The following is a 13,111-nucleotide window of genomic DNA, read 5'->3' as shown; positions in this document are numbered from 1 at the left end:
TGCTATTATACATATTTTACAATTATTTAAGCTTCATAGAATTGAAATGTTCTCTCAGAAGCTTGAGTTCACGCTTCTGGGTTTCGGTCGCAAAACCGTCGCACAGGTAGTCCGACCAGATGATGCCGGGTGCTCCGCCTTCCTCATATGTCGCCTTCCACCAGGGATATGCTGCCGTCAGACAGTGGATCATCATCCCCTTGCTGGGTGCATCGAGGTTGTAGTGCATCTTGTATTCCCTGCCATAATACTGGTTGAGCAGGATGTCGCGCATGTGGTCGAACTGAGGCAGGAACATCGGAATGATACCGTCGCCCACCATCTCGCGCATCGCCTGACGCCACTCGGCTTCGGTGTATGGAAGGGTCGTGTAGTCGCTGTAGAAGCCAAGTGCATCGGATTTCTTCGCAACATCATAGACCATAGCGTTTCTGCGCTGGGAGTAGTAGACATGGCGCCAGTGCATATCATCCGATTTCCCATCGCCGCGTATAGGCAGATTCGCGCCTTCAGACCGGATGCACCATTCGGCTCCGGGGATTGTCTTCCGTATGATTTTGAGCGATTCCTCAAGGATCTGCATCCTGAGCTCAGTGCGGAAAGTATCCCAGTCCTCTGTCGCGGTGCTCCAGTCATGAAAGGGATTGTTCGGGTTGTTGAAAACCCCGGTTCCATAATTGATGCCATCGCCTTCTATACCCTGGTTCGCCTGCGGGTCGATCTCATCGAAAGACTTGTATGTGGATTTCCATGCAGTATTCACATTCTCGATATTCGAATACTTCTGCGCTACCCATTTGCGGAATTTATCGAGAGCCAGCGGTCCGGATGCATATCTGGTGTTGATGTCGTCCCTCAGCCAGCCCCATGAGTCTTCAATATCAACGGGAACGCGTCCATCCGATGTCTTGAACCACATGTCGCCCCATCGCTGATACTGGTATTTCACCCATGCAGCGAGCACTTCCGGCGCAATCGGATCGCCCATATCAACGCCGGAACTAAAACCAGATGCATTTGAGGATTTCGAATATGTTATCTTCCTACCCAGAAGAGGTTCGGCGTTTGTATACCATCCTTCACCTGACGGCGGATATACGCTCCATCCCTCGAGTTTCATTCCTGCTTCGCGAGCCAGCACGTCATAGAAGTACTTGTATTGGGCAGCACACATGTTGAAGCTCTTCGGATCGGTCAGCTCCCCGGTCCACCATCCGCCGCTTGTGTTTGCAATCAAGTTAACACCAAGCGACTTCATCTCACGAATCTGTTTCATCAAATCCTTCTCAACATAAGGACCAAGCTGGAATCCGGTTCGCATCCCCGGCATCGCCTGAACTACAAACACCGGATCTTCACGTCCGTTCTCTTTAATCACCATCACATTTTTGGGGTTATACTTTACATCCAGGGTTTCATCAGAAATCGAGACTGGGATTTTGGCAACCGATATCTGCTGAGGATTGGTCTGCATCAGCTTAATGACGACCTTCTTCGTCCATGGGGCAACCTGCAGATAGATGGTTCCCTGCTGTGTTAGCGGTTTTTCAACCGGTTCAAATATTTTGAAAGATGTCATGAACTCTTCGAAGGTGTTCACATATCCGGGCATCTTCTCGCCCGTATCGGTGATTGTGCAGGTGCTTTTAACCGGTGTATATCCGCCGGATTTGGTCACCCTAATCGGCACCTCGAGCCGCGCAAACTCCCCGCCCGCCCAGATGTTTGTCCCCCAGTTGTACTCCTTATGATATCGGTAGAGCATCTGGACCCTCAGAAGGTAGCTTCCCTCCTTCAGTCCGAGGTTGTATTCCCCAAATTGAGGCGACCACAACGCTACCCACTGCTCAACAGATTCACCCGGGTATATATATTTCAGTTGGCGCTCAAAGAGGTTAACCGTGCCGTTCACCCATTCCTGGTTGCCGGCGGAATCCAGCTTTGTGATTGTGGTTTGCGAGAAGCTTGCACCGAACCCTTCAGGATCGAGGATGGTGTTGCCAGTGTTTGTGATTCTCACCTTGAACCAGATGAGATGAGCCTCTCGAATTGTTGACGACCGCACCATAGAATCTCGTTTAAATGGGGGGAATGGACTGATGGGTGTCTTGGGATCGGCGGTAAGCGGGATGTATTTGTCACGCTGATAATCGGCGCTCACACTGCCAAGATACTCTATCTTCACCTTGAGATCGCCGGGGATCGACATATCATACAGCGGAGTGTTCTTCGATTTGTCAGTATTTTCATATGCCACTACCGATATTGCAGTCCGGCGTGATGCTGCCGGTTGGGAGAGTTTGTAGTGTATAGGAATGACATCATACGCACGAGACTTTGCCGGAATCGCATAATCAAGACGGCAGTCACCGATAGCGATGGAGCCGTTCTTCATCGGCACCTTGTCATACAGCTTGAGTTGTCCTGATCTCTGCGCGGCATCTGACAGCGCAGTGTAGCTGATAGTGGGCATGCTCAATGCAGACGATAGGCAGAGTAGTACGCATGTAATTGAGAACAATGCAGATCGAGGAATCAAGAAGACCTCCAGCCCATAGGCATACTTTGAATATAAGGTGGAGGATACAAGAGCACCCGTTTAATCCTGAGTATTCCGCCTTCGGCGGACGGATGTATCGAAAGATGGCGTTCGAAGGCACTCAACCCATATCTTGTGAATTCAATTCGGCGGTTTACTCGACAATTTTGAATAGGAACGTGCACGATTCTTTACCTTCACTGGCCAGAGCCGATGACCGCACCGTGAGCGAGAGTTTACATCCAAGAGCTGTCTGAAGGTGATGTTTCGCATGCCCGCCGCAGCAGTAGCAGTAGGTGATAGAGACAGGTCCGTTAGCCTGAGGGATGCAGACGCATCGGTAGCTCTCGAGGCCTTCAGGAGCGAACCGCACAAGTATCTGCCCGTCATCCAGCATGGTCACGCTATCACCGAAAACATATTTGGCTTCATTTGAGGCCGCAATCCGCTCATCAAGCGTCTCATATTTCGCCGCTATCTCTTTGGTGATCTCCTGACGCTTCCCCTTGAGGCAGCACGCACAACCCTCACGGACGGCATGCCGTGTCTCTTCATCCAGCAGCATATCCATGCGGTCCATGGCGGATTTCATCCATTCAGCCTTCTTCTTTGACGAAGAACTCTTGAGGATCTTCTCGCCGCCCTCCATGATTCGGGCAGCGATCTCATTGTCGATCCCAGCCTTTGCCAGCGCGTGTGCCAACACTGTCATGCGTCCATATTCATATTCGGCCATCTGGATCACCTTCTGATTCATACAGGTTCTTGTTTATCAGTTTTCTATCATGCAAGTAAATCGAAATTAGGTGTAGATTTTTGTTATGAATTCAAACCGTCTACCCTGAGTGATCTGCCCGCAGGCAGATTGTATCGAAGGGTACTACTAGTGACATAGATTCCATGCTTCGATACTTTCGCTGCGGCGAACACTCAGCACTTGACGGGTGTGTTATACGGCTAATGACCTAATCTACTCATTCTGTGGAAATGCACTTTTTTCAAACAGCCTCAGCTTTCACACTTCTCACGGAGGGTGTTAATCGCGTAATCGACGCCGGTTGGGCAGTCGAATACATATGATCCGGCAATGAGGACATTCGCACCGGCTGATGCAACGAGCGAACATGTTTCCAGGTTTACACCCCCATCAACCGATATATCGATATCTCTCCCGCTTTGCTCCACCATCTGCCTTGCCGCTTTGATCTTTGGAAGCGCAGATGTGATGAATGCCTGCCCGCCAAATCCAGGATTGACGCTCATAATCAAGATTTCATCGAGGCAGTCCATAACATTTTCAATCATGCATAACGGTGTATGAGGATTCAATGCAACTCCAGCTTTTGCTCCTGCCTCACGAATCTGCTGCAATGTGCGGTGAAGGTGTGTTGATGCTTCAACATGCACCACGACTGAATCGCACCCGATTTTCACAAACTCATTCAATATATCTTCAGGATGCACGATCATCAGATGTGCGATCAGCGGGATATCAGTTTTATCTCTCAGCCGTTTGATTACAGGTATGCCGAATGTAATGTTAGGCACGAACCTGCCATCCATAACATCCAGATGAAGACTATCTGCTCCTGCGGCGGTTACTGCTCTTACATCTCGTTCAAGGTTGCTGAAATCCGCCGATAGAAGGGACGGTGATATCTGAATTTTCATTTACGCTCCTCTTTAACTAACTTGCCGTCTATGTAAATACGAATTTTTATTTTACTTCCTACGCCTTCGACTGTCTGATCTACAGCATCACCAGGTGCTTTTACTTCTGTGAATACGATGTTTTCACCATAATCGTCAACAACAGCGATCTCTACATTTTGTTGATTTGATCCGGGCGGCACTTTGAATTTCACATCAAACGACCTTGGTTTGCCTGATGACTGATCCGAACCACCGTTTGTAGAAGGTGTTTCCTCAATTGTGCTTGATGTTTCATCAGGAGTTTTAGGTCCTAGACTGTAGATGAGATCTACTTTTGAATCTTTATCCAGTTTTGTGCCTGATGCGGGCTTCTGTTTGATCACATTGCCCATCGGTACTTTATCATTATATTCATCAGTTACATCACCAACAGCGAGACCGGCTTGTATGATATTCTTCTGAGCATCTTCGAGAGGTGTATCTTCCAGAGCAGGAACTTGTGCATACCTCGATCCTTTGCTCACCCATATTTCAATATCTTTGCCTTTTTTAATTGTTCTCCCTGCTAAAGGCGTGGTGAAGTATATGGTTCCTTCCGGGAATTTCTCATTATACTGCTCCATGTTGGTGGTAACGTTCAATCCCGATTGAGATGCGATCCCTTGTGCATCCCCGACCGTTTTTCCGACCAAATCCGGTACAATTACATCAGCAGGTTTTGTATAAAAATATGCACCAATTCCGGCTGCGGCAACAATGATTATGAGTACAAGTATGAGTAATGTCTTTCGAATAATAAGCAGCGCAGGAGGATCTGTAACATATTCATATTCATCTGAATCATCTTCAGGTTCAATCTTAGGAGAAATCTTATTATTATTTGATGTAAGCGACGTTTTCTTTGGATTCTTTTCATTTGCCAGCGCACTGAGCATCTCTTTGGGCGATTTATATCTGCCTGCCGGAGTTTTCTGCATCGCTCTGATGATTATCGATTCGAGGCCTTTAGATATGCCGGGACTTAATACTCTGATATTTGGAATTGGTTCATCGGCATGCTTCATCGCGACTGACATGGGAGTATCACCTTCATACGGCAGTTTACCCGTAATCAGCTGGAACACTATCACCCCAAGTGAATATATATCAGATGAAGTTGAAGCAGTTTGTCCCGAGGCTGTCTCCGGCGACATATAATGTACCGAACGCATCAAGAGATTTGTTCTTATTGTCTGGGATGATGCGGCAGCTTTACTGAGCCAGAAGTTTGCGATCTTTATCTGCCCTTCAGAAGTAACCATAATGTTCGCCGGTCTTAGATCGCCATGGATGAAGCCCTGATTCTGCATATAATCGATAACACTGCAAATAGCTGATGCAATATCCAGTACGGTAGGGATTGGGTATGGCGCGCTTTTCTTGATATGCGCATCAAGAGTAATGCCGTTTACATGCTCCGTTATGATGAAAACTCTACCATTTTCTTCACCATGATCAAACGTCCGCACTATCCCGGGATGAATCACTTCTTCAAGCGATTGTGCATCTTTCAATATCTGGTCGACGAAGGCACGGTTGGATGCATATTGCGGAATAAGTATTTTTGCGGTTACAGTGCGTTTGCCGATTAAATCGTCGCATTTATATACAGAAAATAGATCTTCATCTGCTTCTTTCTCTAGAATCCTGTATCGATACTTTAGCAATTCGCCAACCAATTCATTACCTCCGGGCAAATCAGTTATTTGCCGCGATCCTGTTTTCTTGATATGACATACGCTGCCAGTTTAACAACAGCAAATACAGCCGTTACAATCATCATTATGATGTATGCGATGCTGTAATCTACGTCCGGTATCAAGATATAATATCTGGTGATATATTGCATCATCACGATGATCAGCCAGAAGGTGATCAAAGCATCCCATATGTAGCTTGTTGATGATTTGCGGCTAGTATTATCAATCTTTAGATTATTTTTTACTTTACTCATTCACATTGCTTCCAAAGAAACATCAAAAATCTTATGATAACTAAAGCTGCGATTGACGATCCAGTGCGGCAAGCCATTGGTTCTGCGATATAGAATCGTCAACATACGCTGTTCCGATTTCAACCGAAATCACCGCATTCAATTTCCCGTTTGACACTTTCTTATCAAGTCCCATTGCGGCAAGAATATCATCGTGGCTTACATCCGGCGGACATCTATATGGTAATCCTATCGCCTTAAGCAGGTTTACAATTCTGTCAGTCATTCCGGTACTAGATCCATAGATAATATCTGCCGCGCATGATGCTGTTACCATCCCGATTGCGACTGCTTCTCCATGCTTGTACCTGCGGTAACCTGTTAATCGCTCTACAGCATGTGCAACAGTATGTCCGTAATTCAATATACGCCGCAGTCCTGATTCACGCTCATCCTGTCGAACTACATCAGCTTTTATCATACATGACACAGATACAATATGTTCAAGAGCAACCGGATCAAGGCTCATTACGCTGTTAAGATTGTTCTCAATATATTCAAAGTAGTTTCTATCACGAATTATACCATGTTTAACAACCTCCGCCAAGCCGGAACGGAATTCTCGGGGTGGAAGAGTATTCAAAACCGATACATCGATGATTACTGCCTTTGGTTGATGAAATGCGCCTGCGAGGTTTTTCCCTCTTGAAAGGTTAACACCGGTCTTCCCGCCAACACTGGCATCTACCTGTGCAAGCAGCGATGTCGGAACCTGGATGAAGTCAATCCCCCTCAACCATGTCGCGGCCGCGAAACCGGTCATATCACCAACAATGCCGCCGCCAAGACCAACCGCCATACATGAGCGGTCGATTTTCTCATCCAGGAACTTTTCATAGATCCTTGCGACCGTCTTCAAAGTTTTGAACCGTTCACCGGCAGGGACGCTGATAACATTCGAAGTGATACCCGCATTCTCTAAACCGCCGGTCAATCGTTCCGCATACAGTTTACCGATTGCAGTGTTGGTTACAACCGCCGCTTTTTTTCCATTGCATACTTCTGCAATGATAGAACCGGCATTATCTAGCGCACCTGTTCCTATATGGATATTGTAGCTTCGTTCATCCAGATCAATTGTGATTGTTTTCATTCATACGCTCATTGATTCAATATAGAGGTATTCTACCACGAGGGATGCTCAGGTGCAAATATTGTTGGTTTTTACAGGTGTGTGTTCACTGAGGAGGTAAATATCTCCAGCAGCGATATCAGCCACCCGTCTCATGCTGAGTGTTCGCGGCAGCGAATGTCATACCTGTCCAAAATAGCATTTTGGATATTAAGAATCCCCGAAGTGGGGTGAAAGATACTCTAAGGTAGCATTTAAATCATTTTCGTATCTAATCGAATCACCTACATGGTATTTATGTATAATTAACCAATAAATTATTAAAATATTCACATATTATCAATTGACATTTTTCTGAATCGTGATAATATATTGCTGCATAGAATGATTTATCAAAAAATTACTTGAAACCATAGTTTAGATATCAGTTGGTTATTATATAGATAAACAGATTTTCACCTGACATGATTTTGTAAACTAATAATCTAATGAAAACCGAATTATTCTGATGCAAATATATAATATTCGCAGGGCGATCCATTAAACAGGCATATCACTCATGTGCATATAATAAAAAAGGAGAGTAAGTTGAAGAGAATCACTATTTGTTTAGCGTTGTTAGGGTTGTTATTAGTTATTATGCAGCCTGCAATTTCATGCGTAGGCGCACGGCAGCTTGGAATGGGAGGCGCATTCATCGGTCTGGCAGATGATGCAGATGCGACATATTGGAATCCTGCCGGATTAGCATTTCTTGAAAAGAAAGAAGTAAAAGGAATGCTAATTCTTAGCGATGAAATCAATTATAAAAGCAACCTTTCCTATGCGCAACCTGCCGGAGAGAAATACGCAGTTGGAGTAAACATTATAGGATACAACAAGTTCGTTGATGGCGCAGACGATTCAATGCAGCAGTTCTTAATCCAGGGATCAGTTGCTTACAGAATAAGCGATAAAATAGCAGTTGGCGCCAATATCAAAAAACATTCCACCAGATTCTCAATATCTGATAATACAATAAAAACTGATGGCGGTATTGGGATTGATATTTCATTCCTGCAGAAGATTAATGATAAAACCAGTTGGGGAATATTAATTCAAGATGTAAATGAACCAACAGAAAAAGTAGAAGGGCAAGATCTAATCAAGTGGGTACGTAATGTTCGTCCTGGTATAGCATATCACGCATCTGACAAACTGGTGTTAACAGCAGATGTATATGATTTATTCAATGCTTCTAATCAGGATGTATCATTCTGTTTAGGTGGTGAATATAAACTCAATGATGGTAAATATACTGTGAGAGGCGGCGTTTACCGACTTGGCGCAGAAGATGGATCTTTAGTGTCAGTTGGCGCATCGGCAAAAATCTCAGATGCATTCACAGTTGATGCAGCTTTACTAGATGGAAAAGCGATTATAGGCGGTTCCTATTCGTTTTAGGTAAACAATCTGACCTGCACTGGATGCTAAAAATCTAGTGCAGGTTATTTTTATGCCTGAACTCGAAAATGCGAGGCGTTACCAGCGCTGCCGCACATGCTAATCAGTCTCAGGTATATACTCGTATAAAAGAATGAAAATCGATTGCTTCTACGAAAAAAAAGGAGAGGAAACAAGTTCCTCTCCCTCAATTCAACATGCAATTTACAGTTAATATTTTAAAGTAATTCCTGCGCCTACCCATAACAGATCCGGATCGGAAATCCACTTTATCGGATTAGCATTTTTGGACATCGAACTTGCCCGTAAGTCAATAGAGAAACCACCCGTAGGTTTGCCAAGACTCACAGATGCTTCCATACCTGTAAGCAAGCCATTCGGACGATCTGCACTGTCACCTGCCGCAAGTGGCTTTATCCCTTCAATGCCTAAAACCGGTGTGTTGTCGACTCGATTGTTCGCATAACCCAAAACTACTCCAACATTTACCGGAAATCCACCCAAGTGTGTTGATTGAGACTTTGATACTTGAAATACATCAAAATTTTCAAAATGCACATAAGTCATCGCGGCGGTTGGGTCATCTTTTAATGTAAGCGACACCCCATAACCGGATTCATTTGTTTTTGTGTCACTCGCCAGGAAAATGTTGGCAGTGCTTTTTTTATCACTACTGCTGCTGTTAGTATAATTATACTGTGCTGAAACCTGTGATGCCGCTAATACTGCGGTAAGCGTAACCGATAGTAGAATCGTTCGTATCATCTTTCTGCTCATCTGGTAACCTCCTGTAGATTCCTATTGCATTATTCACCGCTTCTTCAGTGAATTCCTTCTATTATAACGTCAAATAAAGCATTCATGTTTCAAGATTTGCTTGACAAACACAATCCTCTTTCCGTTATAGTATATTCGAGGTGAAAATTATGTTCAAACTATCTGCATTTGCCGATGAAATATCGCCCGACCTGAATGAGCAGGTCGATGTTCTAAAGTCAGAAGGAATAACACACATCGAACTTCGAGGGGTTTGGGGAAAGAATGTGCTGGACTTTACTGATGATGAAGTTTCACGCATCAAGAAGACCATCAAGGGGAGCAACATCGGGATTGCGGTGATCGGCTCCCCGATTGGGAAGGTCAGTGTGCTGGATGACTTCGACGTGCACTTGACACGGTTTAGGATAGCCGTCAGGATGGCGCATTCGTTCGATACAGATATGGTGCGCGTCTTCTCATTCTACATCCCGGAAGGTGACGACCCCGCGAAGCATCGTGACGAAGTGATGCGCCGGATGACTTCGATGGCTGAAATCGCCACGCAGGAGAATGTCCTACTGGTGCATGAGAACGAATCCGGCATCTACGGCGACACCGGTGAGCGGAACCTCGACATCATCGAGAGTGTCGGGATGGACAGCTTGATGGCATGCTACGACCCTGCGAACTACATATTCGTCGGCGTGGAACCCTATCCGGCAGCATACGATCTGGTTTCAAAATACGTGCGGCACGTCCATATCAAAGACGCCACTCGAGAGGCAGGGAAGCCGATCGTGACTCCAGCAGGTGAAGGACAGGGATTCATCCCCGAGCTTCTTGCAGATCTGCGTGCCCGAAATTACAACGGATTCCTGTCACTGGAACCACATCTGGCATATGTCGGCCAGATGTATGGATTCAGCGGCCCAGACCAGTTCCGAAGAGCATCTCAGGCGCTGAAGAGGTTGTTAGGGGTTTAGTCTGTAGAGATTTTGGGGTGGTATGCCAGGCTGAAGACTGAAGGCTGAGAGCTTAAGGGGTGACTGGCTGAGGTGGTTTGGATTCTATAGGTCTTATAAGTCCTATTTGTCCCAGATGACGTCATCATGAGAAAGATATAGTGAAGTTCATGCAGATGGATTTTAAATTTGAATACCACCCGCATGACAGAAAGGTCGAATACGATGAAGACTAATATCATGAAGCGTATTCCCTACGGATGGATGTTTGGTATCTTGTTCTTGGTTGCCGGGTTGGGAGCGGACTATGAATGGCTGTCCGAAATGAAGATCATGCAAGAGAAACCAGGATTCTTTATGCTTGTAACTCTCATTACGAACACTCTGCCGGGAGTCACGCAACTGGCGTTTGCCTGGTATAAACCCAAACATCCAAGGAAACCTGGTGATTGGGAAGTCGGCATCCCGATAGTCGGAATGTTGATTATCGTCGCGGGGTTTTTGAATGTCATGATATGGGTTTTCAGTCATCACTAATACGGCTCAGAAGGAGCTTCGCCATCACTACTATATCACTTAGATCAAGGCGCATTTCGCAGGTTGAGAGGCAGCTAGAACCTCACCTTTCCGAGGAGCGACTTTTACTGGCTCTCATCAACAACAAAAGAGGAAAAACATGAAGCATTTTATTCTCGCGGGGATTCTGATTCCAATCATCATGGGCTCCGCTGTCACCGGGGCATCTGCCGGGAAGTTGATCACGGAGACCTTGTTTAAGGTACCGTATAACATCCCAAGGGTAGACAATTCTCCGATACTGCAACTCACTCGGCAGGATTACGAAACTCTGCAAGTTGGGAAGTCGGTGGTCAAGACACCGCTGAAGATCGGCTCACGGGAGTTCACACGCGGGCTTGGGACGCACTCGTTCAGCCAGATTCGCATCTATTCGCCGATCCCGATTACCGGTTTCAGCGCAATGGTCGGCGTGAACAAGACATCACCAGCACAAGGCGGACTCGGCTCTGTGGATTTCGCTGTGTCAGTCGACGGCAAGGTTCTGCACAAGACCGGTGTGCTGAAGGTCGGTGAAGAGCCGGAGCGCATCGATGTCAAGGTGAATGGTGCCAAGATCCTCGACTTGCTGGTCGGCGATGGCGGAGATGGCCCTGCATGGGATCACGCCGACTGGGCTGACGCATATATCACCACACAGGAGGGATCCAAATTGTATCTCGACGACATCAAACAGGGAGTCATCCCCGCGGCGCTTTCGGCATATCCGTTCTCCTTCACATATGGCGGTAAATCCAGCGATGACCTGCTCCCGACCTGGAGTAAAGAATCCCATTCGGAGAAGCTGGATGCAGACCGAACCAAACTCATCACCACATGGACCGACGCATCTACCGGATTGAGACTCACCTGGGAGGCTGTGAAGTTCAGCGACTACCCAGCGGCAGAATGGCTTCTCTATGTGGAGAACACCGGCATGTCTGATACGCCGATCATCAGTGACCTACAGGCGATGGATATCGGCATGAAGTCGCCGATGAAACCCAAGACGCCATACATCTTCCACTACACAAACGGCGCACAATCCACCCCCACCGATTATGAAGTGAGTATCAAGCCTTTAGACAATAACGGCGCACAAACCCTCAGTGGAGGAGGTGGACGCTCATCAAACAAAGACTTCCCGTTCTACAAGGTGGAAACCGGCGATGGCTCCATCATCGTTGCGGTTGGATGGTCGGGGCAATGGGCATCGCGGATTGAGACGGTTGACAACGAGACACTCCACATGACGGCAGGACTCGAGAAGACCAACTTCATCCTGCATCCGGGGGAGAGAGTCCGTACCCCCCGCATCCTCGTCTTCCAATGGCAGGGAGACACCCTGGAGAGCAATGCCCAGTTCAGGCAGCTCATCTACAAGCACTACTCGGCACCTCGAAACGGGAAACCGAGTCCCCCGACGCCTTTCTGCAACACATGCTTTACCCGCGGCGGCGGATGGCTGAATGAGTGCAATGCGGAGAATCAGATATCCCTTATCAAGGCATACGCCAAACTCGGACTGGAAGCACTGATGACCGATGCCGGATGGTTCACGGGTGGCTGGCCAATGGGTGCCGGCAACTGGGATGCTCGCAAGGATGCATATCCTCAAGGGATGGATCCGGTGGCACAGGCTGCAAAAGATAACAACATGATCTACGGCCTGTGGTTTGAGCCGGAGCGCGTCATGGCAGATACTACCGTCCACCGAGAGCATCCGGAATGGGTACTGGGAGCCATGGCAGGTCCGAACGGTACCTATCTACTCGACTTCGGGTTGAAAGATGTGCAGGACTACTTCTTCGACATCGTGAAGGGGTATATGGATCTGCCCGGATTTCGCGTCTACCGTCAGGATTTCAATATGGATCCGCTTCCATTCTGGCGATTCAACGATGCCCCGAACCGCCAGGGCATAACTGAGATGAAGTACATTGAGGGACTTTACGCATACTGGGACAGAATCCGAACCACATGGCCAGATGCCTTCATGGAGGAGTGCGCAAGCGGAGGACGCCGCATCGACCTGGAGACTATCACCCGCATGAACGCGCACCAGGATAGCGATTACTGGTTCGATTATGATGTTG

General features: G+C 47.0%; 11 protein-coding genes. 4 read left to right on the top strand and 7 right to left on the bottom strand.

The genetic code is table 11. From position 1 onward, the window contains the following. Positions 1-22: 22 nt before the first annotated feature. The 6 genes from ACHZCX_RS04680 to aroB all read right to left on the bottom strand — a co-directional run bounded on the left by ACHZCX_RS04680 (position 23) and on the right by aroB (position 7,317). A complete protein-coding gene (locus ACHZCX_RS04680; RefSeq protein ID WP_319586074.1) occupies positions 23-2,473 on the bottom strand; it encodes a beta-galactosidase in 2,451 nt (816 codons plus the stop codon). 220 nt (positions 2,474-2,693) lie between these two features. Further along, on the bottom strand, positions 2,694-3,296 hold the full coding sequence (locus tag ACHZCX_RS04675) for a DUF6144 family protein (RefSeq protein WP_319586073.1): 603 nt from the start codon (positions 3,294-3,296) through the stop codon (positions 2,694-2,696). A 251-nt stretch (positions 3,297-3,547) separates the two neighbouring features. Beyond that, positions 3,548-4,210: a ribulose-phosphate 3-epimerase gene (rpe, locus tag ACHZCX_RS04670; protein WP_319586072.1), complete on the bottom strand. Its 663-nt coding sequence runs from the start codon at positions 4,208-4,210 to the stop codon at positions 3,548-3,550. Beyond that, positions 4,207-5,910 carry a protein kinase gene (locus tag ACHZCX_RS04665; protein ID WP_319586071.1) on the bottom strand — a complete coding sequence of 568 codons (1,704 nt, stop codon included), beginning with the start codon at positions 5,908-5,910 and terminating at the stop codon, positions 4,207-4,209. Before ACHZCX_RS04665 ends, rpe begins: the two co-directional genes overlap by 4 nt. Positions 5,911-5,933: 23 nt before the next feature. Beyond that, positions 5,934-6,185 carry a hypothetical protein gene (locus ACHZCX_RS04660; protein WP_319586070.1) on the bottom strand — a complete coding sequence of 84 codons (252 nt, stop codon included), beginning with the start codon at positions 6,183-6,185 and terminating at the stop codon, positions 5,934-5,936. 40 nt (positions 6,186-6,225) lie between these two features. Beyond that, positions 6,226-7,317, bottom strand: coding sequence for a 3-dehydroquinate synthase (gene aroB, locus ACHZCX_RS04655; RefSeq protein WP_319586069.1), 1,092 nt, complete (start codon positions 7,315-7,317; stop codon positions 6,226-6,228). A gap of 567 nt (positions 7,318-7,884) precedes the next feature. On the opposite strand from aroB, the gene ACHZCX_RS04650 reads away from it, so the two are divergent. Then, entirely contained in the window at positions 7,885-8,739 is an 855-nt protein-coding gene (locus ACHZCX_RS04650; RefSeq protein ID WP_319586068.1) for a hypothetical protein, read from the top strand. A 210-nt stretch (positions 8,740-8,949) separates the two neighbouring features. Here ACHZCX_RS04650 and ACHZCX_RS04645 read toward each other — a convergent pair whose 3' ends face one another. Further along, positions 8,950-9,516 carry a hypothetical protein gene (locus ACHZCX_RS04645; RefSeq protein ID WP_319586067.1) on the bottom strand — a complete coding sequence of 189 codons (567 nt, stop codon included), beginning with the start codon at positions 9,514-9,516 and terminating at the stop codon, positions 8,950-8,952. A gap of 149 nt (positions 9,517-9,665) precedes the next feature. Between ACHZCX_RS04645 and ACHZCX_RS04640 the strand changes: the two genes are divergently transcribed. The 3 genes from ACHZCX_RS04640 to ACHZCX_RS04630 all read left to right on the top strand — a co-directional run. Beyond that, positions 9,666-10,481 carry a sugar phosphate isomerase/epimerase family protein gene (locus ACHZCX_RS04640; protein WP_319586066.1) on the top strand — a complete coding sequence of 272 codons (816 nt, stop codon included), beginning with the start codon at positions 9,666-9,668 and terminating at the stop codon, positions 10,479-10,481. Between the two features lie 204 nt (positions 10,482-10,685). Then, positions 10,686-10,997 carry a hypothetical protein gene (locus ACHZCX_RS04635; protein WP_319586065.1) on the top strand — a complete coding sequence of 104 codons (312 nt, stop codon included), beginning with the start codon at positions 10,686-10,688 and terminating at the stop codon, positions 10,995-10,997. Positions 10,998-11,136: 139 nt separating this feature from the next. Further along, on the top strand, positions 11,137-13,111 hold a 1,975-nt coding region (locus ACHZCX_RS04630; RefSeq protein WP_319586064.1), incomplete at its 3' end, for an NPCBM/NEW2 domain-containing protein.

Origin of the sequence: uncultured Desulfobulbus sp., from assembly GCF_963662935.2 — a bacterium.
Taxonomy (GTDB): Bacteria; Desulfobacterota; Desulfobulbia; order Desulfobulbales; family Desulfobulbaceae; genus Desulfobulbus.
The sequence above is the reverse complement of the archived record's forward strand: the minus strand, read 5'-3'. Positions and strand labels throughout refer to the sequence as shown.